This is a genomic window from Alkalisalibacterium limincola (assembly GCF_008017755.1).
Lineage (GTDB): Bacteria > Pseudomonadota > Gammaproteobacteria > Xanthomonadales > Xanthomonadaceae > Alkalisalibacterium > Alkalisalibacterium limincola.
On the sequence record NZ_VRTS01000010.1, the window covers coordinates 54,114 to 79,353 of the forward strand.

Annotated in this window: 19 protein-coding genes, 1 tRNA gene and 6 pseudogenes; 18 read left to right on the top strand and 8 right to left on the bottom strand. The window is 69.9% G+C overall.

The genetic code is table 11. The features are described 5' to 3' along the window. Nucleotides 1-14: 14 nt before the first annotated feature. Nucleotides 15-740, top strand: coding sequence for a Glu/Leu/Phe/Val family dehydrogenase (locus tag FU658_RS14860; protein WP_255505616.1), 726 nt, complete (start codon nt 15-17; stop codon nt 738-740). Nucleotides 741-880: 140 nt separating this feature from the next. Continuing rightward, nucleotides 881-1,276 (top strand): hypothetical protein, encoded by a 396-nt coding sequence (locus tag FU658_RS14550; RefSeq protein WP_187266112.1) that lies wholly within the window; start codon nt 881-883, stop codon nt 1,274-1,276. An 80-nt stretch (nt 1,277-1,356) separates the two neighbouring features. On the opposite strand, the gene FU658_RS12780 is transcribed toward FU658_RS14550, so the two are convergent. Continuing rightward, nucleotides 1,357-2,055, bottom strand: coding sequence for an energy transducer TonB (locus FU658_RS12780; RefSeq protein ID WP_147892436.1), 699 nt, complete (start codon nt 2,053-2,055; stop codon nt 1,357-1,359). Nucleotides 2,056-2,258: 203 nt separating this feature from the next. Here FU658_RS12780 and dusA point away from each other — a divergent pair, with 203 nt between their 5' ends. The 5 genes from dusA to FU658_RS12805 all read left to right on the top strand — a co-directional run bounded on the left by dusA (nt 2,259) and on the right by FU658_RS12805 (nt 6,908). Further along, entirely contained in the window at nt 2,259-3,257 is a 999-nt protein-coding gene (dusA, locus tag FU658_RS12785; protein ID WP_147892437.1) for a tRNA dihydrouridine(20/20a) synthase DusA, read from the top strand. After that, nucleotides 3,254-4,171 (top strand): arginine deiminase-related protein, encoded by a 918-nt coding sequence (locus FU658_RS12790; RefSeq protein ID WP_147892438.1) that lies wholly within the window; start codon nt 3,254-3,256, stop codon nt 4,169-4,171. Before dusA ends, FU658_RS12790 begins: the two co-directional genes overlap by 4 nt. A 167-nt stretch (nt 4,172-4,338) precedes the next feature. After that, nucleotides 4,339-4,668 carry a hypothetical protein gene (locus FU658_RS12795; RefSeq protein WP_147892439.1) on the top strand — a complete coding sequence of 110 codons (330 nt, stop codon included), beginning with the start codon at nt 4,339-4,341 and terminating at the stop codon, nt 4,666-4,668. 67 nt (nt 4,669-4,735) lie between these two features. Continuing rightward, nucleotides 4,736-5,416 carry a response regulator transcription factor gene (locus tag FU658_RS12800; protein WP_147892440.1) on the top strand — a complete coding sequence of 227 codons (681 nt, stop codon included), beginning with the start codon at nt 4,736-4,738 and terminating at the stop codon, nt 5,414-5,416. A gap of 91 nt (nt 5,417-5,507) precedes the next feature. Continuing rightward, the gene (locus FU658_RS12805; protein WP_147892441.1) at nt 5,508-6,908 is read left to right on the top strand and encodes an ATP-binding protein; all 1,401 of its coding nucleotides are present in this window, start codon (nt 5,508-5,510) and stop codon (nt 6,906-6,908) included. Here the strand turns inward: FU658_RS12805 and FU658_RS12810 are convergent. Beyond that, nucleotides 6,880-7,668: a M90 family metallopeptidase gene (locus FU658_RS12810; protein ID WP_147892442.1), complete on the bottom strand. Its 789-nt coding sequence runs from the start codon at nt 7,666-7,668 to the stop codon at nt 6,880-6,882. The genes FU658_RS12805 and FU658_RS12810 overlap by 29 nt on opposite strands. A 24-nt stretch (nt 7,669-7,692) precedes the next feature. After that, entirely contained in the window at nt 7,693-7,947 is a 255-nt protein-coding gene (locus FU658_RS12815; RefSeq protein WP_147892443.1) for a hypothetical protein, read from the bottom strand. Between the two features lie 116 nt (nt 7,948-8,063). Between FU658_RS12815 and FU658_RS16115 the strand changes: the two genes are divergently transcribed. From FU658_RS16115 to FU658_RS12860, 9 genes and pseudogenes are all read left to right on the top strand, one after another. Beyond that, nucleotides 8,064-8,714 carry a DAK2 domain-containing protein gene (locus tag FU658_RS16115; RefSeq protein ID WP_147892444.1) on the top strand — a complete coding sequence of 217 codons (651 nt, stop codon included), beginning with the start codon at nt 8,064-8,066 and terminating at the stop codon, nt 8,712-8,714. 4 nt (nt 8,715-8,718) lie between these two features. Beyond that, nucleotides 8,719-9,911: pseudogene (locus FU658_RS15570) on the top strand (DegV family protein). A gap of 62 nt (nt 9,912-9,973) precedes the next feature. Then, entirely contained in the window at nt 9,974-10,615 is a 642-nt protein-coding gene (gene plsY, locus FU658_RS12830) for a glycerol-3-phosphate 1-O-acyltransferase PlsY (protein WP_147892445.1), read from the top strand. A gap of 25 nt (nt 10,616-10,640) precedes the next feature. Beyond that, a pseudogene (locus FU658_RS12835) lies at nt 10,641-11,592 on the top strand (biotin--[acetyl-CoA-carboxylase] ligase). An 8-nt stretch (nt 11,593-11,600) separates the two neighbouring features. Beyond that, nucleotides 11,601-12,333, top strand: a pseudogene (locus FU658_RS12840) (type III pantothenate kinase). Between the two features lie 10 nt (nt 12,334-12,343). Continuing rightward, nucleotides 12,344-12,994, top strand: coding sequence for an SPOR domain-containing protein (locus FU658_RS12845; protein WP_147892446.1), 651 nt, complete (start codon nt 12,344-12,346; stop codon nt 12,992-12,994). 39 nt (nt 12,995-13,033) lie between these two features. After that, nucleotides 13,034-13,109: transfer RNA gene (locus FU658_RS12850), tRNA-Thr, on the top strand. Between the two features lie 96 nt (nt 13,110-13,205). Continuing rightward, the gene (gene rocF / locus FU658_RS12855; protein WP_147892447.1) at nt 13,206-14,129 is read left to right on the top strand and encodes an arginase; all 924 of its coding nucleotides are present in this window, start codon (nt 13,206-13,208) and stop codon (nt 14,127-14,129) included. Nucleotides 14,130-14,153: 24 nt separating this feature from the next. Then, nucleotides 14,154-15,487 (top strand): annotated as a pseudogene (locus tag FU658_RS12860) (tryptophan--tRNA ligase). A gap of 116 nt (nt 15,488-15,603) precedes the next feature. Here FU658_RS12860 and FU658_RS12865 read toward each other — a convergent pair. The 5 genes and pseudogenes from FU658_RS12865 to FU658_RS15590 form a co-directional block, all read right to left on the bottom strand. Continuing rightward, entirely contained in the window at nt 15,604-17,004 is a 1,401-nt protein-coding gene (locus tag FU658_RS12865; protein WP_147892448.1) for a dihydrolipoamide acetyltransferase family protein, read from the bottom strand. A 52-nt stretch (nt 17,005-17,056) separates the two neighbouring features. Next, nucleotides 17,057-18,036 (bottom strand): annotated as a pseudogene (locus FU658_RS12870) (alpha-ketoacid dehydrogenase subunit beta). Then, a complete protein-coding gene (pdhA, locus tag FU658_RS15580; RefSeq protein WP_147892479.1) occupies nt 18,036-19,109 on the bottom strand; it encodes a pyruvate dehydrogenase (acetyl-transferring) E1 component subunit alpha in 1,074 nt (357 codons plus the stop codon). The pseudogene FU658_RS12870 and the gene pdhA overlap by 1 nt, the downstream one beginning before the upstream one ends. A gap of 609 nt (nt 19,110-19,718) precedes the next feature. Then, nucleotides 19,719-21,047 (bottom strand): annotated as a pseudogene (locus FU658_RS15585) (endonuclease/exonuclease/phosphatase family protein); the annotation flags it as partial. 56 nt (nt 21,048-21,103) lie between these two features. Continuing rightward, the gene (locus FU658_RS15590) at nt 21,104-22,429 is read right to left on the bottom strand and encodes a Calx-beta domain-containing protein (protein ID WP_255505612.1); all 1,326 of its coding nucleotides are present in this window, start codon (nt 22,427-22,429) and stop codon (nt 21,104-21,106) included. 222 nt (nt 22,430-22,651) lie between these two features. Between FU658_RS15590 and kynA the strand changes: the two genes are divergently transcribed. Both kynA and FU658_RS12890 read left to right on the top strand, forming a co-directional pair. Then, a complete protein-coding gene (gene kynA / locus FU658_RS12885) occupies nt 22,652-23,500 on the top strand; it encodes a tryptophan 2,3-dioxygenase (protein ID WP_147892449.1) in 849 nt (282 codons plus the stop codon). 108 nt (nt 23,501-23,608) lie between these two features. Next, nucleotides 23,609-25,213, top strand: a complete 1,605-nt coding sequence (locus FU658_RS12890; protein ID WP_147892450.1) for an AbgT family transporter — start codon at nt 23,609-23,611, stop codon at nt 25,211-25,213. The last annotated feature ends 27 nt before the right edge of the window (nt 25,214-25,240 follow it).

Sequence of the window (25,240 nt, forward strand, 5' to 3'; positions counted from 1 at the left end):
GCAAGCCGGTGGCGGTGGGGGGCTCGCAGGGCCGCGAGGGTGCGACCGGCATGGGTGCCTTCATCGCCCTGTGCGAGCTGCGCCAGCGCCTGGGCATCGAGCCGGCCGACACACGCGTGGCCGTGGCCGGCTTCGGCAATGCCGGCCAGCGCATCGCGCGCCTGCTGCACGAAGCCGGCTACACGATCGTTGCGCTGTCCGATTCCAGCGGGGCGATCCACCATCCGGATGGCTTCAATCCCGTCGAGGTGGCCCAGGTGAAGCAGGAAAAGGGTCGCGTCGGGGCCTGGCGGCGCGGCGGGAGCAAGCTCGAGCGGCTCGAGTCCGACGAGCTGTTGACGGTGGACTGCGACCTGCTGGTACCTGCGGCCACGGGCGGCCAGATCGACGCGGCGGTGGCCCGGCGGATCAAGGCGCGCACGATCCTGGAATTGGCCAATGGCCCGGTATGGCCCGATGCCGATGCGGTACTCGCCGACCGCGGCATCGAGGTGATCCCGGACATCCTGGCCAACGCCGGCGGCGTGGTCGTGTCCTATTTCGAGTGGCTGCAGAACCTCAGCAGCGACTACTGGCCCGAGGAAAAGGTGCAGGCGCGGTTGGAGGAGGTGATCAAGCGCGCCTCGCGCAAGGTGTCCGACGCGGCGCTCGAGCACGGTTGCGGACTGCGCGAGGCGGCCTACGTGGTGGCGCTCGAGCGTCTGTCCGCGGCCTTGATGGCCCGTTCGCTGGCGCCTTGAGCCCCGATGGCGCCAGGCGCTGCATTCGCTGAACGAATCGACAGCGCCGGCTGAACGTGTGCAACGCGTGACGAGTCCGTTCAAAGGGGATTAATCGCGCTCTGGACACCCTGCGGGTGCACCATTGCAGGAGTGCCACCATGCGCAAGTTCGTCATCAGTCTCAGCCTTGCCGCCGCCGGCGTGCTCGCCCTCACGGCGTTGCCCGTTTCCGAGGCCCAGGCCTCGCCCCGCATCTACGTCGACCTCGGCGATGTGTTCTTCACCGCTGGCCGCCCCTACCATCGCCATTCGCGGGCACCGCTGCATGTCGTGCACTACGACTACGGCCCGCGCTATTACCACTACGGCCCGCCAGTGCGTGTAGTCCACCACTACGCGCCGCCGCCGCGCGTGCGCCACGTCTACCACTACCCGCCGGGGTACGGCTACGGGCTGCCGCGCCACCACCGCGGGCACAAGCACGACCGTCGCGGAGGCTGGGATCGCGGGCGCGATCGTGGCCGGGATCGCGGCCGGGGTCGCGGCCGCCACTGAGTTCCGACGGGCATGGCCCGTCGGGAATTCCACGATCGATGGTGCCCGGGAACCGCCGGCGAGTCCGGCGTTCCCGCGTTTCATGCCACGGGCTCAGTGGTCGAGCTTGAACTCGATCGGGACCCGTCCCCAGGCCTGGTCGGCTGGCCGTCGTGCAGCGCGGGCTGGAATTGCCAGTGCGCCAGCACGTGGCGGCGAGCGGCGTCATCGAGGACGCGGTGCCCACTGCTCTGGTCGACTTCCACCGAGGCGGGTCGCCCGGCTTCGTCGACCAGCACCCGCAGCCAGACCGTGCCGGTCAGTCCCGCCCGAACCGCGGGCCGGGGGTAGGGCGGGGCGGAGGCTGCGATGTAGCGCAGGGCCGCCGGACCTGCGGCTCCGGCGCCGGCACCCACGTCGCCTCCCGTTTCGATGACGGGCCCGGGGTTTGCCGCAAGCGGTGGCGCCGGAATGTCCAGCGGGCCGGCCTCCCCGCGGACCAGCACCGGGGCTTCCGGGGGCGGGGCCGGGGTGGCCTGGGCCGGCTGTGCGCTCACGGGCCGGGTCGGCATGGGCGGCGGTGGCGGTGGCGCCGGCCTGGGGACGATGTCGACGATCGGGTTCGTCGGCGGCGGAGCGAGCATCTGCGGGCCGAGGTTGGCCTGCATCGGCATGGCCAGGACCAGCAGCGCGCCCAGGTTGAGCGCCATCGTGGCGCCCAGGGCACCGATGCGTGCCGGGTCCGGATGCTTCGATTCGACGGTGTCGTGGAATCCGTTGAAGGTGATTGCCTGTGCCATCTGTCCAACCTCCATTGCCAGGGTGGGGCGACGGCGAGGACGTGGACCTCGCGACATACGCAGCCGTAGGGTGCTGCAGGGCCAGAGTGCTCCGACCCGGCGCGGCGATGCAAGCCTGCCGGTGCGGTTCGGATGCCGGCTGGCCGGCGTTCGTTCAGCAAGGCAGGCGTCGATCAGGGCGGTGGCCGCTACAATGCGCGCCGATGGTGACCTTGCCTGCCAACGCCCTGCGCCTGTGCGTCGCCCCGATGATGGAGTGGACCGACCGCCATTGCCGGGTCTTCCACCGCATCCTCGCCCCGGGTGCCCGGCTGTACACCGAGATGGTGCACGCGCAGGCCGTCATCCACGGGGACCGCCAGCGCCTGCTCGGCTTCGATCCGGTCGAGCATCCGCTCGCGCTGCAGCTGGGCGGTAGCGATCCGTCCGACCTCGCCCGCGCCTGCGTCGTTGCGACCGGGCTTGGCTACGACGAGATCAACCTCAATGTCGGCTGCCCGTCCGACCGCGTCCAGGCCGGGCGCTTCGGCGCCTGCCTGATGCGCGAGCCGGGACTGGTCGCCGATTGCGTGGCGGCGATGGCCAGCGCCACCCCGGTTCCGGTGACGGTGAAGTGCCGGCTGGGCGTCGACGAACTCGAGGACTACGACTACTTCCTTGGCTTCATCGACACGGTGGCGCAGGCGGGCTGCCGCGTGTTCATCGTGCATGCGCGCAAGGCATGGCTGAGCGGGCTGAGCCCGAAGCAGAACCGGGAGATCCCACCGCTGCGCCACGACTGGGTCTGGCGCCTGAAGCGCGAGCGGCCGGAGCTGCAGGTCGTGCTCAATGGCGGGCTGACCACGCCCGCGGACGCCCAGGCGCACCTGCCGCACTGCGATGGCGTCATGATCGGTCGCGCCGCCTACCACGACCCCTACGTGCTGCACCGGCTGCAGCAGGCGCTGTTCGCCCCGGAGCAGCCCCTGCGCCCGCGCGAGGCCCTGCTGGGCGACATGCGCCCATACATCGAGGCCCACCTCGCCGCCGGAGGCGCGCTCAAGCACGTGGCGCGCCACCTGCTCGGCCTCTTCCACGGCGAGTTCGGTGGCCGCGCATTCCGCCAGGTGCTCAGCCAGAACGCGTATCGCGAAGGTGCCGGCTGGGAGGTCATCGAGCAGGCACTGGAGCCGACGCGTCGGCAGCCCCGGGAAGCGGCGTGATCACGCGCGACGCCAGTGCGTTCGCCGAACTCGCCCGGTGCATCCAGCCCGACATCGACGCAGCCTGCCCGCGGGCCGTCTTCCTGGTGGCTCCCGACGGGTTCCGGGTGGACGAGGAGTCGGCCAGCGACAATGCCTACATGGCCCTCGGTGAGGCCGATCCGGGTCGGGCGCTGGCCCAGCATCGAGCACTGCATGCGGCGGTGTCCGCGGACCGGCCGGCGATCGTCTTCCCGGGGTCGACAGCCACGCCCGATGCGGTGTTCCCCAACAACGTGTTCGCGACCGCCCGCGTCGCCGGGCAGGGGCGCGTGGTCATCGGCCACATGCGCCATGCCGGCCGCCGCCGCGAAGCCGGGCGCGCGGACATCCGGGAGTTCTTCACCGGGGTGCTGGGCCACGCACTGGTGGACCTGTCCACGCAGCCGGGCATTTGCGAACTCACCGGCTCGCTGGTCATCGACCGCGCCCGCGGGATCGGGTTTTGCGGCCTGTCGGAGCGCTGTGACGAGACCGGCGCCCGGGCGATGATGGAGGCCTTCGGGCTTCGCGGGGTGCTCATGTTCGACCTGGCGTCCGGCGAATACCACGCCAACGTGGTGATGAGCGTGCTGGCAGGGCGCGCACTGGTGCTGGCGCCGCAGGGCTTCGCGGATCGATCGGTGGCCGCGGCGATCGGCACGATCTACCGCGACGTCGTCAGCCTCGAGCCGGAAGCCAAGGCCGCGTTCGCGGGCAACTGCATTGCCGTGGACGAGCGGCGGGCATGGTTCAGCACGCGGGCGGCGCAGTCGCTCAACGCGGCCCAGCGCGCGCAGTTGGCCCGCGCCGGCTTCGAGATCGGCAGCGTGGACCTCGACGAGATCGAGAAGGCCGGTGGCAGCCTGCGCTGCTGCATTGGCGAGATCTATTGACCCCGGCGACTCCCCCAAGCTGTACGACGCCTGCACGGCCCGCGTGGGTTTGGGGACATTTAAGCGCTGATTCACTGCTTTTCAAACACACTTGCCTCCAATCCAGCCTGCTTCCCCTGTGGAGCAGGGCTCGCTACCATCCCGACCTTCGAGGTTGAGAACACGTCATGGCCGCGACTCTTCGCCAAATCCTCTGCCTGGCTTGCGCGCTGTCCCTTTCGGGCGTTGCGCTGGCCAGCGATCCACCGGCATCGAATCCGCGCGAGGCGCGCGATTTCCGCGAGTCGCGCGAGCTTCGCGATTCGGTGCGCCGCGTCGAGCGCGATACGGGGGGCTCGGTGCTTCGCGCCGAGCGCGTGCATGGCCGCGAGGTGAACCGAGTCAAGGTGCTCACGCCGGAAGGGCGGGTGCGTGTGGTACATGAGAACAACAACAACGAACGATCACGCGAAGTGGAGCGCGGTCCGCGCCGCAATCCGCGTGCGCGGGACGATTGACCCGAAGAGTTACCCAACTGGCGGGCTGCGGTTAAAGTGGCCCTGAATGCACGGAAAGGAGCACCGAATGCGCATCCTGCTGGTCGAGGACGAAGCGCCTCTGCGTGAAACGTTGGCCGCTCGCCTCAAGCGCGAAGGCTTTGCTGTCGATGCAGCCCAGGATGGCGAGGAAGGCCTGTACCTGGGCAAGGAAGTCCCGTTCGACGTCGCGATCATCGACCTGGGCCTGCCCAAGCTGTCGGGCATGGACCTGGTCAAGGCGCTGCGCGAGGAGCAGAAGAAGTTTCCGATCCTCATCCTGACCGCGCGTTCGAGCTGGCAGGACAAGGTCGAGGGCCTGAAGTCGGGCGCCGACGACTATCTGGTCAAGCCGTTCCACGTCGAGGAATTGCTCGCGCGTCTCAACGCGCTGCTGCGCCGCGCCGCGGGATGGAGCAAGCCGACGCTTGAATGCGGTCCGATCACGCTCGACCTCGCAGCGCAGACCGTGTCGGTGGCCGACAGCAACGTCGACCTGACCAGCTACGAGTACAAGGTGCTCGAGTACCTGATGCTGCACGCCGGCGAGCTGGTCTCCAAGGCCGATCTGACCGAGCACATCTACCAGCAGGACTTCGACCGGGACTCCAACGTCCTGGAGGTCTTCATCGGTCGCCTGCGCAAGAAGCTCGACCCCGAGGGCGAGCTCAAGCCGATCGAGACGGTGCGCGGTCGCGGCTACCGTTTCGCGATCCCGCGCAACGAGTAAGCCGGAAGTGGCGATGCAGGGAACGGGCAGGATGACCTGCCCCGGCCCCTTGCGCCGTGACGCCGGCCCCAGCAGAGGAAGGTGATTGCCGATGCCCTTGTGGCGCTCGCTATCGCTTCAGGCCCGGCAGCTGTTGGCTGCCAGCCTCGGCCTGATCGCCTTTCTGGGACTCACCGGCTATTCGCTCGACCAGGCTTTCCAGCAGACCGCCGAGTCCGCGCAGCGCGAGCGCCTGAAGAGTTACGCCCTGGCCTACATCGGCGGCATCGAGATCACGCGCAGCTGCGCGGTATCGCCCCCGGAAGCGCCTCCCGATCCTGACTTCAACCGTCCCGGAAGCGGCCTGTACGCCGCAGCGCGGGGCGACTGCCTGGCCTGGGAGACCCCTTCCGCGCTCGGCCGCAACCTGCCCCCCTCGCTCGACCTGAGCCCGATGCAGGAACGCTTCGATGGCCCGTTCGTGGTGGAGGACGAGCAGCGCCAGTCGCCGATGGAGGTCTACCGCTACGCGATCGGCCTGCAATGGGAAGTGGGCTCGGGCGAGGACGCCCGCGACATCCTGCTGACCTTCGACGTTTTCCAGGACTCCGCCGCGGTCGGGCGCCAGGTGCAGGTGTTCCGGCGCGCGCTGTGGGCCTACCTGGGTGCCGCCGCCCTGCTGTTGCTGGGTGTCCAGGTGCTGGTGCTGCGCTGGAGCCTGTTGCCGGTGCGTCGGGTGGCCCGTGACCTGCGCGAGGTCGAGCAGGGCCGGAGCGAACTGCTGGAAGGCAACTATCCGCGTGAGCTCACGCCATTGACCGGCAGCATCAATGCGCTGGTCGAAAGCGAACGCGAGCACCTGGAGCGCTATCGCAACACGCTCTCGGACCTGGCCCACAGCCTGAAGACGCCGCTCGCGGTCATGCGTTCGCGGCTGGAGAGCGGCACCAGCGATGAGTTGCGCGATGAGGTGAAGGTGCAGGTGCAGCGCATGAGCGACATCGTCTCCTACCAGCTCTCGCGCGCCGCCGCGACCGGCCACCAGTTGTTCGCCGCGCCGCTCGACCTCGGCCCCAAGGCCGAGGAGATCGTGTTGAGCCTGGAAAAGGTCTATGCCGGCAAGGGCGTGCTGTGCGAGTTCGACGTCGCCGAAGGCGCCCAGTTCCACGGCGAGGAGGGCGACCTGCTGGAGCTGTTGGGCAACCTGCTGGAGAACGCGTTCAAGTGGGCGCAACGGCGCGTGCTGCTGACGGTGAGGGTCCAGGAGGAAGCGGGCAACCGCCGCCCGGGGCTCCTGATCAGCGTCGAGGACGATGGCCCCGGCATTCCTGCCGAGCGTGTCGAGCGGCTGCTGCAGCGCGGCGTACGCGGCGACGAGCGCGTCCAGGGCCACGGGATCGGCCTGTCGATCGTGCAGGACATCGTGCGCGCCTACCGCGGCGAGCTGAAGGTGGACGCGTCGCCCGACCTGGGCGGTTCGCGCTTCAGCGTGCGCTTTCCGCCGGCGCTGTAGGACGCGGGGGCGGGCCGTAGACCCGGCAAAGGTGGGCGGCGACCCGTGGCATGACCCGTGCCAGGTGTTCCGGTGCGGTGAAGTGGTACTCGCTGACCACCGCGAAGAACTCCTCCGGTGCGCTGGCCGCGTATTCGTCGATCACCGGTTCGCGGCCGCCTTCCAGGTCTGCCAGCAGCGCGTCGTAGGCCTGCTGGAAGTCCCGTGCCCAGTCCGCCCGCGCGTCGGCCGGGAGTGGCGGCGTGCCGTCGAGCACGCCGTCGAGCAGGTCGAGTTTGTGCGCCATCTCGTGGATCGCGACATTGAAGCCGGGCGTCGGGTCCTCCAGGTCGGCGGCGATGTCCTCCCACGACAACACGATCGGCCCGGCTTCCCACGCCTCGCCGGCCAGGTCCTCTTCGCCTTCGATCACCACGCCCGTCTCGTCGTCGACCAGGTGGCGCCGTGCGCGAAAGCTGCCCGGGTACACGATCAGCTGCGACCACCCGGACAGGCCACGCGGGCCCACCTCCAAGAGGGGCAGGCAACACAGCGCAGCGATCGCGTGGACCATCGACGGATCCAGTTCCAGGCCCGCCACCGGCGTGAGGGTCTTCTCGCCGAGGAAGCGCTCCACCAGGGCGCGCAGCCGCTCCTGGCGCGGAATGTCCAGGCCACGAACCAGCGCCACCGACCCCAGCAGCTCCTGCCACTGGGATTGGGTGAGGCGGGTCGGACGCGGCTGGAAGAGGGCGCGAAGCGCGTCGAACAGTCGGGACATCGCCGGGCGGCGGGGACGCCGATCCTAGCGGAACATGCCCGGCAGCAGGCTGTGCCAGCGCGGGCTCATGCGGTTGCGATCGCCGATCCCGTCGGCGCTGCCCCGCTGGGCGCCCACCGCCGCCGGTGTTTCGGGCGTGGCGGCGGACTCGCCGGGGTGGCGGTTGTCATCGGCCTGGCGGGATTCACAGCGGCCCTCGCGCAGCTCGCCCGCGTCGAGCTCGGCCGCGTGCAGCGTGCCGGTGGCAACCAGGGCAAAGAGCAGGAACAGTGCGCGCATCGGGCGGAGTCCGTGGCAGGAGACCCACGATTGTAACCGGTTGGGCCGCATGCAGCAGATCCACTTTGGTTGCAGTGCAGCATGAGCTGGTTCCGGCCCTCGGGCAGACTGCCGGTATGAGCCTGACCATCCACGCCAACAGCGGTCCGGTGCGCACGACCCGCACCATCTCGGCCGCGGCGATGCGGCGCGCCCTCGTGTCCGGCGCCCGCAAGGTCATCGCCGACCGCGAGGGCCTGAACCGGATCAACGTCTTCCCGGTGGCCGACGGCGACACCGGCAGCAACCTGGCGTTCACCCTCAACACCGTGCTGGGCGGCCCGCTCGCCCGGCCGCAACCCCATGCCGGCAGCCTCATGCTGGCCGTGGGCGAGCACGCGCTCGACGGCGCGCGCGGGAATTCCGGGGCGATCCTGGCGCAGTTCCTCCAGGGCGTGGCGGAAACCGTGTCGGGTGAGTCCCGGCTGGCACCGGCCCGGCTGGCCGAGGCCGTCGGGGCCGGGTCGCGCGCAGCGCGCGCCGCACTGAGCCAGCCGCAGGAAGGAACGATCCTGAGCGTGATCCAGGCCTTCGCCGATGCCCTGGATGTCCGCGGCTCGAACCGGGGGGGAAGATTTCGAAGCGCTGCGGACCTGGTTCGAGCGGGGTTTGTCGCGTGCGCGGCAGGCGCTGGCCCACACCCCGCGGCAATTGGCGGTGCTCGAGCGCGCCGGTGTCGTGGATGCCGGGGCCAAGGGATTCGTCGACCTGCTCGAGGGCATCGGTGAGTTCATGCGCCTGGGGCGCGCTTGCGGAAGGGGCCCGGCCCTGCACGAGGCCGATGCCGGCGCAGGCGTGCCCGCCTGCTTCGGCCATGGCGACGAGGACGATCCCGAGCACCGCTTCTGCAGCGAGTGCCTGGTGGTGGGCGAGGACATCGATCGCGAGGGCCTGCGGGTCGCGGTGGCGGCACTGGGTGCTTCCAGCGTGGTGGTTGCCGGCTCGCGCCAGCGCGTGCGGCTGCATGCACATGTCGATGCCCCGGGGGCCTTGTTCGACACCTGCGCCCGCTTCGGCAACGTCGAGGGCAGCAAGGCCGACGACATGTTCGCGCAGCAGGCCGCGACGCGCTCGGCGCAGCGCGTGGCCATCGTCACCGATTCCTCGGCCGACCTGCCCGACGGCGAAGCGGCCCGGCTGGGTATCCACGTGGTGCCCTTGCGGGTGAACTTCGGCGAGCGCGATTACCTCGACAAGATCGGGTTGAGTCCCGCGGAGTTCTACGGCCGACTGCGCAGCGAACTGGCACTGCCACGCACCAGCCAACCGCCGCCCGGGGATTTCCGCCGGCAATTCGAGTTCCTGCTTTCCCATCACCCCTCGGTGGTGTACGTCGGCTTGTCGCGGGCGTGTCGGGCACCCTGCAGTCCGGTGAGACTGCGGCCGCGCAGGTGGATGGCGAGCGCGTGCGGGTGGTCGACACAGCGAACGCTGCCGCGGGCCATGCCCTGCTGGTGATGGCCGCGGCCGAGCTGGCCGCCAGCGATGCCGGCGTCGATGCGGTGGTGGCCGAGGTGGAGCGGCTGCGTCCGCTGACCCGGACCTGGGCCGTGGCCCGGGACATCAGTCATGCCGTGCGCGGCGGACGCGTGCCAGCCTGGGCGCGTGCCCCGGCGGAGCTGTTCGGCCTGGCTCCCATCGCCCATGTCGTTCCCGCAGGCCGTCTCAAGTTGAAGGGGGCGTTCTTCGGTACGCGGCGGATTCCGGAGCGCTTGGCGCGCTACGTGGTCCGCCGGATCGATGCCGGGACACGCTGGCGCGTCGTGGTGGGCCATGGTGACTGCCGGGAGGATGGCGAGGCCCTGCTCGAAGCCCTGCGCGCCCGGCTGGACTGTGCCGGCTCGTGGCTGGTCGACACCGGCCCGGCGGTCGGTGCGCATGCCGGGCCGGGCACGCTGGTGGTGTCGGTGCAGCCGGCCTCCTGAGGCCGCGAGGCCGCACCGCGCTCCGTGCTAGCCTCGGCGCGGGCGAGGAAGTGGATCGATCGATGCTGTCGAGTGCTCTGTTGCTGGTGCTGGCCTACCTGCTGGGATCCGTCTCCGGCAGCCTGCTGCTGGGTGGTTTGCGCGGCGTCGACGTGCGCCGCCAGGGCAGTGGCAACGCCGGCGGCACCAATGCGTTTCGTGCGCTGGGGTGGCGCTTCGCGCTGGGCGTGGTCGCGATCGACGTCGGCAAGGGCGCGCTTGCCGCCGGGCTGGCACTGGCATTAGCTCCCGCAGAAGGGGCGGTCGCGCCGCTGGTGCTGGCCTACGGCGCGATCGTGCTGGCGGTGGCCGGCCACACCTGGCCGCTGTTTTACGGGTTCCGTGGAGGCAAGGGTGCCGCCACCCTCGTCGGCGGCCTGGCGGTGGTCTGGCCGGGTGCGCTGCCGGTGCTGTTGCTGGTGTGGCTGGCGTGCATCGTGCTGACCGGCTACGTCGGCCTGGCCACGATGCTGGCCGCGGGCGTTCTGGTGCCGTTGGCGTGGTTCGGCGGCGCCGATCCGATGCGTCTGGCCTTTGCCCTGGCGGCCCTGGTGTTCATTGTGTTCAACCACCGCGACAACGTCAGGCGGCTGGTGCACGGCTGCGAGAACCGCTTCGAGCGCGCGCGGGTGCTGCACCGCCTGTTGCGCCGGCGCCAGGCCTGATCCGGTGCCTGCGGAGGACGCCGTGATGCTGGCCCGCCTGGCCCGCGGCCCCTGCAGTGGGGATGCACTGGCGCGCGAGTTCGGCCTGACCCGCGCCGGGATCTGGAAGCGCGTCCAGGCCCTGCGCGAGTGCGGCGTCGACATCGTGGCCGAACGTGGGCGCGGGTATCGCCTGGCCCGGCCCCTGGTGCTGCTCGATGCCAACGTCATCGAAGCCGCCTTGCCGGCCCCCGCCCGGAGCGGACTGTCCTCGCTGCAGGTGGTCTGGGAGACGGATTCCACCAACGCCCGCCTGCTTGCGGCACCCGCGCCGCAGCGCGGGTGCTCGGTGCTGATCGCCGAGCGGCAGTCCGCCGGACGCGGTCGGCGCGGACGCGCCTGGGCCTCGCCACTGGCTGCCAACCTCTACTTCAGCGTGTCGCGCCGGTTCCACACTCCGCTGGCGCGCATGGGGGGGGCTGAGCCTGGCCGTGGGTGTGGCACTGGCCGAGGCGGTGGCTGGGCTGGGGGTTGGACGGGCGCGGGTGAAGTGGCCCAACGACGTCTGGGTGGACGGACGAAAGCTGGCCGGCGTGTTGATCGAAACCGGGGGCGAACTGGGCGGGCCGGTGGACGCGGTCATCGGCGTGGGCCTCAACGTCCAGATGCCTGCCGACTGGGACCACGGCATCGATCAAGCGTGGGCGGACATGGCCGGCGAGGGTGGGGAAACCGATCGCAATCGCGTCGCTGCCGGGGCACTCGGCGCACTGATCCCGGCCCTGGAGCAGTTCGACGACCATGGCCTGGATGCCTTCCTGGATCGCTTCGGCCAGCTCGACGCGCTGGCCGGCGTGCCGATCGACGTGGTGCTGCCGACCGGGCGGGTGCAGGGCCGCGCGCTCGGGGTGGCCGGGGACGGCGCCCTGCGCGTGGCGTTGGCCTCCGGTGGCGAGCGGCGGTTCCATGCCGGCGAGGCCAGCCTGCGCAGATCCTGAGGGAGGTGGTGATGGAGTGGTTGTTCGACCTGGGGAATACACGTCTCAAATGGGCCGTGCTCGATGCCGGACGCATCGTGGAGCGGGGTGCGCTGGCCCACGCGGAGGGAAATTTCGAGCGCGCGTTGGCAGATCGCCTCGAGGCGCTGCCGCATCCGTCGCGCGCGCTGCTCGCGTCGGTGGCTGGCGAGGATCTCGCGGCGCGGGTCGCCGCGATCACGGCAACCCACGGGGTCGTGTGCGAACGCGTGCGGACGCAGGCCGAGGCCGCGGGCATTCGCATCGCCTATGCCGAACCGGCGCGTTTGGGCGTCGATCGCTACCTGTCGCTGCTGGGTGCCTGGCGTCGCGGCGACGGGCCCTGGCTGGTGGCCGGGGTCGGGACGGCACTGACCATCGACCTGCTGGCGATGGACGGGCTGCACCTGGGCGGAATGATCGCGCCGTCGCCGACGCTGATGCGCGAAGCATTGGCCCGGCGCGCGCCCCAGCTCGATGTCGGCGAGGGCGAGCGCGCGACTTCGCCGCGGACACGGCCGATGCGCTGGTCACCGGCTGCGACGTCGCTGCGATCGGCATGATCACCCACGCACACCATCTGGCCGCGCGCCGGCTCGGCAGCCGCCGCGGCTGCTGGTGTCCGGCGGGGGGGCGCCCGGGCTGCTCGCTGCGCTCCCGCTGCCGCATGATTTCGTGCCCGACCTGGTCCTGGATGGCCTGGCCGCGCTGGCGTGCGAATAGAATGCCCGGCATGCGCCTGCTGTTGTCCCTGCTGATCTGCATCAACCTCGCCCTGGCCGCCTGGGGCTGGTGGCGTCCCGACGCGGGCGAACCGCCGCGACCCCAGCCACCGGAGGCGCCGGCCCTGGTGCTGCTCAGCGAAGTCGAGGAACTCCCCGGGCCGCCGCGCTATGCCGAGCAGCCCGATGCCGCCACGCCGCTGGCCTCGACCCCGGTGTGCCTGCAACTGGGCCCCTTCCAGACCCCGGCCGACCTGCGTCGCGCGGCCGGCGTCCTGCAGCCGCACGTCGGCCGGGTACAGCCGCGCGAGGCGCGGGCCACCCAGCTGCGGGGCTACCGCGTCTACCTGCCGGCGCTACCCGGGCGCGACGAAGCGCTGGCCGCGGCACGCGAGCTGGCCGCACGCGGCATGCGCGACTACTACGTGGTGACGGCGGGTGCCGAGGAGAACACCGTGTCGCTGGGCATGTTCCGCGAGCTGCGCAATGCCGAGGCGCGTCGCGAGGAGGTCCGCGCGCTCGGTTTCGAACCCAGGCTGGACCCGCGCACCGAAGACGTTTCGCAGTGGTTCCTCGACATCGCCGTGGCCGAGGGCCAGGACTGGCGGGAGATCCTCGGCGGCTACTCCGGCGTCGAGGCGAGCGAAATCGAATGCCCGTGAAGCCGGTCCGGTGGGCGCGCTACAATGCCGGGCTGAATCGCCGGTATAGCTCAGCTGGTAGAGCAACCGCCTTGTAAGCGGTAGGTCGTCAGTTCGACTCTGACTGCCGGCACCATTCGCGCCACCACCCCGGTGGCCCTGCCCGATGCGTCCGGTCACCCCGTGTGGCGTCCGGGCTTCCGGGCACGCCTGCAACAGGGAGCCTGAAGCGATGAGTCCACGAAACACGAGTATCAGCCTGATCGGCGTGCCGACCGACATCGGTGCCGGCCACCGCGGTGCGTCGATGGGTCCGGAGGCGTTGCGCGTCGCCGGCCTGGGCGAGGCCCTTTCCGGACGCGGCCTGGATGTCGTCGACCGAGGCAATGTCAGTGGTCCGGCCAACCCGTGGCTGCCTCCGACCGAGGGCTACCGGCACCTGGAGGAAGTGGTCGCCTGGAACCGGGCCACGATGGACGCGGTGGCGGCCGAGCTAGAGCATGGCCGCCTGCCGATCGTGCTGGGTGGCGACCACTGCCTGGCCGTCGGCAGCATCGTCGCGGTGGCAGCGCACTGCCGCAAGGTCGGCAAGAAGCTGCGGATCATCTGGCTCGACGCGCATGCCGACTTCAACACCTCCGACCTCACCCCGTCGGGCAACGTCCACGGCATGCCGGTGGCCTGCCTGTGCGGCCATGGTCCGGAGCCGATGGTGAACCTGGGCGGCAGCTCGCCGGCGATCACGCCGGACATGGTCCGGCAGGTCGGCATACGCTCGGTGGACGAGGGCGAGCGCCGCCTCGTGCACGAGGCCGGCCTGGACATCTACGACATGCGCTACATCGACGAACACGGCATGCGCCGGGCGATGGAGGAGGTGCTCAAGGATGTCGACGAGGACACCCACATCCACGTCAGCTTCGACGTCGACTTCCTCGACCCGTCCTTCGCCCCGGGCGTGGGCACCACGGTCCAGGGCGGCCCGACCTACCGCGAGGCGCAGCTGGTCATGGAAATGATCGCCGACACCGGCCTGATGGGCTCGCTCGACATCGTCGAGCTCAATCCGGCCCTGGACGAGAAGAACCGCACCGGCCTGGTGGCGGTGGACCTGGTGGAAAGCCTGTTCGGAAAGTCCACGTTGATGCGCGCCTGAGTACGAGCCGAGACCCCTGACCCGATGAGCCAGAAAACCCGCGTCCTCACCGGCATCACCACGACCGGCACCCCGCACCTGGGCAACTACGTCGGCGCGATCCGCCCCGCGATCCAGGCCAGCCGGGCGGAGGGCGCGGACAGCTTCTTCTTCCTCGCCGACTACCACGCGCTGATCAAGTGCGACGACCCGGCGCGCATCGAGCGCTCGCGGCTCGAGATCGCCGCGACCTGGCTGGCGGCTGGCTTGGACGTGGAGCGGGTGACCTTCTACCGCCAGTCCGACATTCCCGAGATCACCGAGCTGACCTGGCTGCTGACCTGCGTGACGGCCAAGGGCCTGATGAACCGGGCGCACGCCTACAAGGCGGCGGTCGATGCGAACGTGGCGGCGGGGGAAGACCCCGACACCGCGGTGACGATGGGCCTGTACAGCTACCCGATCCTGATGGCGGCCGACATCCTGATGTTCAACGCGCACCGCGTGCCGGTGGGTCGCGACCAGGTGCAGCACATCGAGATGGCGCGCGATGTCGCGCAGCGCTTCAACCACCTCTTCGGGAAGGGCCGGGAGTTCTTCGTGCTGCCCGAGGCGGTCGTCGACGAGGCGGTCGCGACGCTGCCGGGCCTGGACGGCCGCAAGATGTCGAAGAGCTACGACAACACGATCCCGCTGTTCGAGGGCGGGGCGAAGGGGCTCAAGGACGCGATCGCCCGCATCGTCACCGACTCGCTGGAGCCCGGCCAGCCGAAGGATCCCTCGTCGAACGCGCTGCTGACCCTGTTCGAGGCCTTTTCCAGCCGCGAGGACAGTGCCGCGTTCGCCGACGACCTGCGTGGTGGGCTGGGCTGGGGCGAGGCGAAGAAGCGCCTGTTCGAGCGCGTGGACGGCGTGCTGGCCCCGATGCGCGAGCGCTACGAGGACCTGGTCGCCGGCCGGGTGACATCGAGGACGTGTTGCAGGCGGGTGCCGCCAAGGCGCGGGCCGTCGCGACGCCGCTGCTGGGCGGACTGCGCGAGGCTGTTGGCCTGCGCCGGATGCACAATGCCCCGGCTGCATCGACCACTGCCGCGAGCGACGCCAGGGTGAAGCCGGCATTGCCGGTGTTCAAGCAGTACCGCGAATCCGATGGGCGCTTCCACTTCAAGCTGATCGACGGCGAGGGCCGCCTGCTGCTGCAGAGCGCCGGCTTCGACGCCCCGCGTGAAGCCGGACAGCGCATCGCCGCGATTCGGGCCGGTGGCTTCCAGGGCACGGACGAAGCCGTCGAACTCGGCGAGGACGTCACCGTGGCCGACGTCGCCACAGCGCTCAAGGCGCTGGCAGAGCACGAGGCGGAGAAGAACGCCCGGGCGTGAGCCGTGCTGTCGGGTTATAGCAGTAGGCTGATCGTTGTCCTGTCGCGTGGTTGGCGGGATGGCCAACGAAAAAGGCGGGCCAGGGCCCGCCTTTTCCATGTCACCGCATCCGGCAACTACTGGGGCAGCGCCAGGTCGTCGAGCATCGCGCGCAGGAAACGCGCCGCCTCGCCGCCGGTGCAGGCACGGTGGTCGAAGGTGACCGACAGCGGGATCACCTTGTGGGTCTCGATGCCGCCCATGACCGGCACCACCTGGTGGCGGCCACGCCCGGCGGCCACGATCGCCACGCACGGCGGCACCACGACCGGGGTCGCGTAGCGGCCGGCGAACATGCCGAAGTTGGACAGGCTGATCGTGTAGCCGGACAGCTCGCTCGACGGGATCGAGCGGTCCTCGACCTGCTGGCGCAGCCGGTTCACCGCCTCGCGCACGCCGCGCGCGTCGAGCACGTCGGCGTTGCGCAGCGCCGGCACGAACAGGCCGTCGTCGGTGTCGACGGCGATGCCGATGTCGACGTGCGGGTGCAGCGTGCGGGTGAGCTTGTCGCCGTCGAACCAGGCATTGAGCGCCGGCACCTTCCTGCAGGCCACGACGATCGCGCGCACCAGGCGCCCGGTGATGTCGTTGCCGGGCGTCCAGGCGTGGATGTCGGCGTCGTCGGCCAGCATCGTCGGCACCACCTGCGCGTGCGCTGCGGCCATGACCCGGGCCATGTTCCGGCGCACGCCCTTGAGCTGTTCGGGCTGGCCGCTGGCCGTCTGGGCCGACGGCGGACGGGTGGCCAGGGGCTTGCCGCTGGCCGACACCGGCGTGCGCTGCGCCGCCTCGCGGGCAACCGCGGGCGCCGGCGCGCGTTCGGGTGCGTCCGCAGCCGCAGCCGGCCGCGAACCCGCTGCGGCGCTGCCGTCGGCGGCCGCCTGCTTGACGTCGTTCATCGTGATGACGCCGCCCTCGCCGCTGGGCTTCACCCGCGCGAGGTCGACCTTGAGCTTGCGCGCCAGGGCCCGCACCGCCGGTACCGCCTTGACGCCGCCGGCGCCGCTGACCTGCTCGCTGTGAACGCGGTCGCTGGACTCCATCGCCCCGACCACGGTGCCGGCATCGGCGCGCTCGGCCGGCTTGTCGCCGCCGGTCTCGAGCTCACCGCCGTCATCGGAGGCGATCACGGTATCGCCGTCGTCGGGTGCCGGGGTCGGCTTGCCAGCGCCCTTGTGGCCGCTGCCATGGGAATGCCCGGTGTCCTCGGCATCGGCGCGCTGCGGCAGCTTCGGGTCGAGCTCGACCTCGACCAGCACCGCGCCGGTCTCGATCACGTCGCCGGCGGCACCGGCCAGCCGGGTCACCTTGCCGGAGAACGGGGAGGGCACCTCGACCACCGCCTTGGCGGTCTCCATCGACACCAGCGGCTCGTCGAGGCGGATGACGTCGCCAACCTTGACCGCCCAGTCGACGATCGTCGCGTCGGGCAGGCCCTCGCCGAGGTCGGGCAGGTGGAATTTCTTGGTTTCGGCCATCGGGGTGCTTCCAGTGAACGGCGGGCAGGGGCCCGCGCGGTGGGTGGGGTGCCTAGCTGGCCGCCAGCGTGCGCTTGGCGGCGGCGACGATCTTCTCGACGCTGGGCAGGTACTTCATCTCCAGGCGGAACAGCGGGATCGGCGTGTCGTAGCCGGTCACGCGCTCGATCGGCGCGAGCAGGTCGTACATCGAGTGCTCGGCCAGGCGGGCGGCGATCTCGCCGCCGAAGCCACCGGTGCGCGCGGCCTCGTGGACGATGACGACACGCCCGGTGCGCGACACCGATTCGGCGATCGTGTCGAAATCCAGCGGCTTGAGCGTGGCGACGTCGATGACCTCGGCCGAGATGCCGTCCTCGGCCAGCGCATCCGCGGCTTCCAGGCACTCCTTGACCTGCGAGCCCCAGGTCACCAGGGTCACGTCGTCGCGTCGCGCAGCGTGAAGCACACGTCCAGCGGCAGCGCTTCGCCGTCGTCGGGCACCTCCTCCTTGTACTGGCGGTAGATGCGCTTGGGCTCCATGTAGATGACCGGGTCCGGGTCGCGGATCGCGGCCAGCAGCAGGCCGTAGGCGCGCGCCGGCGAACTGGGCAGCACCACGCGCAGGCCGGGAACGTTGGTGAACATCGCCTCGTTGGCTTCGGAGTGGTGCTCCGGGGCACGGATGCCGCCACCCCAGGGCACGCGCAGCACCATCGGACAGGTCAGCCGGCCGCGGGTGCGGGTGCGGAAGCGCGCGGCGTGGCAGATGATGTGGTCGAGCATCGGATAGACGAAGCCGTCGAACTGCACCTCGGCCACCGGCTTCATGCCTTGGGATGCCAGGCCCACGGTCAGGCCGGCGATCGTGGTCTCGTCCAGCGGCGTGTCGAGCACGCGCTTGTCGCCAAAGGTCTGCTGCAGGCCGGCCGTGGCGCGGAACACGCCGCCGTTGACGCCGACGTCCTCGCCCAGCACCAGCACGGTGTCGTCGTGCTTCATTTCGTGGGCCAGGGCCTGGGTGATCGCTTCGATCAGGGTGATGGCGGCCATTACTTGCGTGCCTCCCAATCCATGGCCTGCTGGCGCTGGCGCACCAGGTCCTCGGGCATGTCGGCGTAGAGGTGGTCGAAGATCGATTCGATCGGCTGCGACTTGCTGGCCAGGTAGGCGTTGACCTCCTCGTCGATGCGCGCGCCGCACTCCTCCTTCCAGGCGGTTTCCATCTTGTCGTTCCAGGCCTTCTTGCCGACCAGGTAGGCCTTCAGGCGGATCATCGGTTCCCGCTCCCAGCCGGCCTTGACCTCTTCCTCGCCACGGTAGCGGCGGGCGTCGTCGGCCGTGGTGTGGTCGGAGAGCCGGTAGGTGATGAGTTCCAGCACCGTGCCGCCGTCGCCGTTGCGGGCGCGTTCGCAGGCCTGGTCCATCGCCGCGCGCACCGCGATGATGTCGTTGCCGTCCACCTGCAGGCAGAACAGGCCACCGGCCAGTCCCTTCTGGGCCAGCGTCTTGGCGCCGGTCTGGGCGCTGCGCGGCACCGAGATCGCCCACTGGTTGTTGATGATGCACAGCACGAACGGCGCGGTGTAGGCGCCGGCCGAGTTGATCGCGGCGTAGGTGTCTGTCTTGGAGCTGCCGCCGTCGCCGACGCAGGCCACCGCGACACGCTTCTCGCCGCGCAGCTTGAAGGCCAGCGCGGCGCCGGCCGCGTGCAGGCACTGGGTGCCGATCGGCACGCACCAGGGGTAGTCGTTCTTCGGCCCCTCGAAATCGTTGCCGCGCTCGTCGCCGCCCCAGTACATCAGCACCTCGCGCGGGCGGACGCCACGCATGAACTGCGCGCCGTACTCGCGGTAGCTCGGCGCGAACACGTCTTCCGGGCGCATCGACGCGCCGATGCCGACGTGGGCGGCCTCATGGCCAAGGCAACTGGCGTAGGTGCCCAGCTTGCCGGTGCGCTGCAGCGCCACCGACTTGGTGTCGAAGGTGCGCACCAGCAGCATCTGCTTGTACAGCTCGACCAGTTGCTTGGTGTCCTTGGCGAAGGCGGGCAGGTCCTTGCGGACCAGCTTGCCGTCGGGGCCCAGGTACTGCAGGTATTCGATTTCGAATTTGGTACTCGTCACGGGACGCTCCTCGGTGCCGACCCCGACTGATAACAAGCCCTCCGGGCGTTGGCAAGCTGCGCTGCGACTTGATTTATCTCCGGAGCAACGAAAAGGGGGCGCAGCCTCGCGGCCACGCCCCCACGTTTCGCCAGGCTGGAACTCAGCGACCGCGTGCGCCGACCAGGGTCTGGGTGCGGAAGCGGTTGTTGGCCGGCAGCGGATCGTCGTTGGCCGCCTCGACCTCGCCGGTGTGGACCACCGTCTGGATACCGCTGGAGGCCAGGGCGTCCATGACCAGCGCCAGGGTGTCGCGGCGGCGGCCGCGAACTCGCCCTGGAAACGGCATTCCGCCTGCAGCACGTCCGCGGTGCGGACCGGCGGGTCGCAGGTCCAGTCCGCGCCGGCCTCGACGCTGACCGGGTCGGTCGTGCCCGAAAGCGTGAAGCTCACGACCGGATCGACCAGGGCCGCAGGCCCGGCATTGAGCAACTGCGACTCGAAGCGTACCGGCTGGCCCGACGTGCCGCGGCGAACGTTCGGGCCCGGGCTGGTCAGCTGTGCATCGGCCTCGGCCGGCGCCGGCTCGGGCAGGGTCAGCCGGGCGACGGCCGGGTCGTGGTCGGATGCGCGTGCCGGCGAGTCGACGTCGCCGAACAGCACGACCGCGAAGTCGGCATTGACCCGGGCGAACTCGAACGCCATGGCCTCGAACTGCTCCAGTGCCGCGCCGTTGACGACGATGTGGTCGAGCGCCTGCGCGCTGCCATCGAAGACATAGGAGTAGCGCTCGTCCTGCGGCAGGGTGAGGACCAGGTTGAGCAGCGGCACCTCCAGCGGCGACGGCGCATGCAGCAGCACCTCGCCCTCGGCGGCCGGAAGGCCGGTGGCGAGGCCCAGCACGTCGACATAGCCGTCGCTGAACTCGTAGGCGTTGAAGTCGCCGACCACGATGATCGGACGCTCCGCATCGGCTTGCTGGCGCTGCTGCAGGAAGCCCGCCAGCCACACCGCCGACTTCAGGCGCTTGTCACGCACCCGCTCGCCCTCGGTGTCCCAGCCGCTGGGGCCCGGCGCGATCGAGTTCACGCCGATCAGCGAGCGCTGGTGCACGTTCACCAGGGTCAGGGCGATGCTCTCGCCACTGTCGGTGGCCACGGTGGCCTCGACCACGAGCGGCGGCCGGTCGTTGAGCACCGACTCGCTTCCGTTGGGGTTGGGAATGCGCTCCTCGGTGCCGACCAGGGTCCATTCCTGCACCTCGACCCGCGGCAGGCCGGCGTCGGTCAGGCTGGTGTCGTAGAGCAGGCCGAGCTGGATCGATCCGTTCGGGTTGGCCGGGGCCAGGTACTCGTAGTGGATGCCGGCCGGGCAGGCGCCCGACAAGTTGGAGTTGATCGCCTCCACCAGGGCGGCAACGCCGCTGGTGGCCTGGACTTCCTGCAGGCCGACCAGGGCCGGCGCGCCCATCGCCTCGCAGATCACGCGGCTGGTCTTGACCAGGCGCGTGTTGTTCGGCGCCGCCGGCAGGTTGAGCAGGTTGTAGGTGCCGACCGTGACATCGCGGTCCCCGGCGCCGGACACGAAGCGGACCTCGGCCTGCGGCTCGACGGTGATCGCACCCGGGTCGGGCAGGATCGAGTAGGTCAGGAAGGCGTAGTCCATGACACCGGTCACGCCGAGCACCCGGTCACCGGCGTTGGCGACCAGCGGGGTGGCGCCCGGCTGGGCACCGCTGTCGATGCGCAGGCGCTCGGGGTTGGTGTCGAACATCGGCGGATCGATGCCGACCGGGATCGGGGTCAGGTCGAGCACGCTGATGCCGGGCTCGCGGAACGGGCGGTCGAGTTCCGCCAGCACCGCCTGGAACACGCCGTTGTTGCTGGCGGTACCGGCCGAGGCATTCGCACTGCCCAGCGACGGGGAGATCACGCGCAGTTCCGGCACGCTCACGCGCATGCCGATGTAGCGCTCGAGATGGTCGACCGCGTTGTCCGGCGACAGGTCCTCGAGCGTCAGCTGGACCGGTACCGGCAGCGCCAACCCGGTTTCCAGCAGCGTCGTCTCGGTGCCGGTGAGCTGGACCAGCGGAAGCTGCTCCGGGGTGCCGCCCGGGACGAACTGCGCCACGGTGCCGAACACCTGCACGCGGTTGCCCGGCTGCGCCACCGCGGGCACCCGCCGGCCGTGGTGAAGATGAACAGCCCCTCGGAGGTCGCGGGGTTGCCGTCGTCCTCGCCGTCGGGCGTCTGGATGAAGAAGCCGTTGGACTTGCGGGCGGTGACGATGCCGCGCGTGGCGACCTGCTGGCCCAGCAGCGGCGAGCTGATGCCTTCGCCCTGGATGGCGCTGATCGGGGTCAGGTCGAAGTCGTCGTTGACGATCGTGCCGACGGCCTGGACGTCCTCGAGCGCGATCGTTCCGGCGCTCACATTGGTCAGGTTGACCAGGAACGTCTTGTCCGGCTCCGGCTCGAGGTTGCCGATCACGTCGACGCTGAAGCTGTAGCTGGTTTCTCCGGCAGGGATCAGCTGGTCGGAGAGGCTGCGGGCGACATAGTCGGTCCCGGCGACGGCGGTGCCGTCGGCGGTGGCGATGTCGAAGCTCAGGTCATCGGCCAGGGCCGGGAACAACGTCACGGTGAACTCGAACGGCGTGACGCCGGCATCGCCTTCGGGCAGCGTCACGTCGTTGATGCTGACCACGGGATTGCCCGGGTCCCCGCCGCACGGATTGAGCGGGGACTGGGAGTTGCGCGGCGCCGGCGTCGCGATGACGAAGTCGTCGGCGTTCTGGTCGGTGTCCTGGCAGCCGGCTTCGCGGCGGATCGCCGCAGTGGAGTTCTGGGTGGCGCCGGCACGCGCGTCGCCCTCCCAGAAGTTCGCGCTGCCCCAGCCGAGCAGGTCGACGATGCGGGCGAGTTGGCCGGCGTCGCAGTTGTTGCTGCAACCCAGTCCCGTGGTGCCGGTGACCAGTGCGAACTTGCCGCCGGTTCCGGAGGCATTGGTCTCGCCGACCAGGTCGGGGGTGGGCAGGGCGGGAAGCGTGGTGTTGCTGCCGGCAGCCAGCTCGACCAGGAAGTACTGGCCGGGCGCGAGGCTGGCGTCGGCAGGGCGGTGATCAGGGCCGGGCCGGAACCGAAGTTGCCGGTGGTCGAGGCGTACTGTACCGAAAGGCCGTTGAGCGCCACCGGGGCGTCGCCACGGTTGAACAGCTCCACGAAGTCGTTGCTGTACACGGCGCCGCTGTTGCCGCCGCCGCCGTAAACCTGGCTGATGACCACCTGGGCCTGGGCCTGGCCGACGGCCAGGCCGGAAATTGCGAGAGCCAGCGCTCCCCATTGCGTCCAACGCATGAATTTGTCCCCGAAAAGTTCATGAAGGCGCAGCCAGAGCCGCTGCTTGGATCGCCCGGGCCCTTGGGCCCGCCCGCTGGCGATGGTCGGGGTCCATCCTCGACAACGCCGAAGAATATCCCGGTTTGGCGTCACTGCGATGACAGGGCCGGAGTGCGAGGGGGGATTGATCTACCATGTGTCTTTCACCGGGAATTCACGGCAAGCCATGGGCCAGGACGACAACCAGCGCGAACTCGAATCCGACATCACCATCGACCTTCGGGAGCGCATGAGCTACGGCGGCTACCTCAAGCTCGACGTGCTGCTCTCGGCACAGTCACCGCTCAGCCAGCCGCCGCATCACGATGAAATGCTGTTCATCGTCCAGCACCAGGTCAGCGAACTGTGGATGAAGCTGATCATCCATGAGCTGCGCGAAGCGCTGGTGGCGCTGCGCAACGACGACCTCGGCGTCGTGCAGAAGGTGCTGGCGAGGGTCAAGCAGGTCCAGCGGCAGCTGTTCGAGCAATGGGCGGTCCTGGAGACGCTCACGCCGAGCGAGTACCTGCAGTTCCGCGACACCCTGGGCCAGTCCTCCGGCTTCCAGTCCCTGCAGTACCGGTTGGTCGAGTTCCTGCTGGGCAACAAGAACGCCGCGATGCTCAAGGTGTTCGAGCACGACGAGGCCGCCCACGCGGAACTCAGCGAGGCACTGAACGCCCCCAGCCTGTACGACGAGTTCCTGCGCCACCTGCACCGCCAGGGGCATGCGGTGCCCGGCGAGCTGCTGGAGCGCGACTTCAGCCAGCCCCACCGGCGCACGCCGGCGCTGGTGCCGGTGTTCAAGCGCATCTACCGCGAGCACGAAACCCATTGGTCGGCCTACGCGCTGTGCGAGCAGCTGGTCGACATCGAGCAGAGCTTCCAGCTGTGGCGCTTCCGCCACATGAAGACGGTGGAGCGGATCATCGGCTTCCGCCGCGGGACCGGCGGCTCGTCGGGCGTGGGTTTCCTCAAGCAGGCCCTGGAACTGACCTTCTTCCCCGAGCTGCTGGACGTGCGCACCGAACTTTAGGGCTGAACCGCAGGCAAATCGCCTGCTAGGATGCCGCGTGGCCCCTGGCGGGCCCGGACCGAAGACGTGCCCGCAGCCATGGGCCGAACCACCACACGAGGATCCCGCATGTCGGAACCGACCCACGCCGTACCGGCCCCGAAGACCTGGGTGACCCGTTCGCTCGACGCCATCGAACGCGTCGGCAACAAGCTGCCCGATCCCGCCGTCCTATTCCTGCTGCTGATGTTCGTGGTCTGGGCGCTGTCGGCGATCATGGCCAACATGAGCTTCACCGAGATCGATCCGCGAAGCGGCAATCCGGTGGTGGTCAACAGCCTGCTCAGCGGGACCTCGCTGACCCAGTTCATGGCCGACATGGTCCGCACCTTCACCAGCTTCGCCCCGCTGGGCGTGGTGCTGGTGGCGATGCTGGGCCTGGGCGTGGCCGAGCACACCGGCTTCATCAACGCCGCCCTGCGCGCCATCCTCTCGTTCACGCCGAAGCAGTTGCTGACCCCGGCGCTGATCGGCGTGGGCGTGCTCAGCCACGTGGCGGTGGACGCCGGCTACGTGCTGGTGATCCCGTTGGGGGCGGTGATCTTCTATGCCGCGGGGCGCCACCCGCTGGCCGGCATCGCGGCGGCGTTCGCCGGTGTCTCCGGCGGCTTCTCGGCCACGATGTTCGTGCCCTCCGCGCTCGATCCGCTGCTGGCCGGCCTGACCCAGGAGGCGGCCCGGCTGATCAACCCGGCCGCCGAGATCAGCCCGCTCAACAATTACTTCTTCACCACCGCCTCGACCTTCCTGGTCATCGCGGTGGGCTGGTTCCTGACCGACAAGGTCATCGAGCCGCGCCTGAAGAACACGGTCGTCGATGGCGACGTGTCCGAAATGCCGACAACCGACCCGCTGGATGCCCGCGAGAAGCGCGGCCTGATCACGGCGGTGCTGGCGATGGTCGTGATGATCGCGCTGTTCGCGCTGTCGCTGATTCCCGAAACCTCGCCCTGGGGCGATCCGGTCGGGGCCGAGGCCGCCAACGCTCACCGCCTGCTGACCTTCACCGCGCCGCTGATGCAGTCGATCGTCGCGCTGATCTTCGTGTTCTTCCTGGTGCCGGGCGTGGTCTACGGGATGATGTCGGGCTCGGTGAAGACCCATCGCGACGTCGTCGCCGGCATGAGCAAGGCGATGAGCGGCATGGGCTACTACATCGTGCTCGCCTTCTTCGCCTCGCAGTTCATCTACGCCTTCGCCCAGTCCAACCTCGGCGTGCTGCTGGCGATCAAGGGCGCGAACGCGCTGCAGGCGATGGGGCTTCCCCTGTCGCTGACCCTGGTCGGGATTGTGATGCTTTCGGGCTTCGTCAACCTGCTGGTCGGCTCCGCCTCGGCGAAGTGGGCCCTGATCGGCGCGATCATGGTGCCGATGCTGATGTGCGTGGAACAAGCTGTACCGAGTTGCATCGGCATCTCGCCCGACCTGACCCAGGCCGCCTACCGCGTCGGTGATTCCAGCACCAACATCATCACGCCACTGCTGCCTTACTTCCCGCTGATCGTGGTGTTCTGCCAGCGCTACGTGAAGTCCAGCGGCATCGGCACGCTGATCGCGCTGATGCTGCCGTTCTCGATCACCCTGATCGTGGTCTGGACGCTGTTCCTGCTGGGCTTCTGGGCCCTGGGCATCCCGCTGGGCATCGGCTCCAGCTACACCTACCCGGTGGGCTGAGCGGTCCGCACCGCGCGAAACGAAACG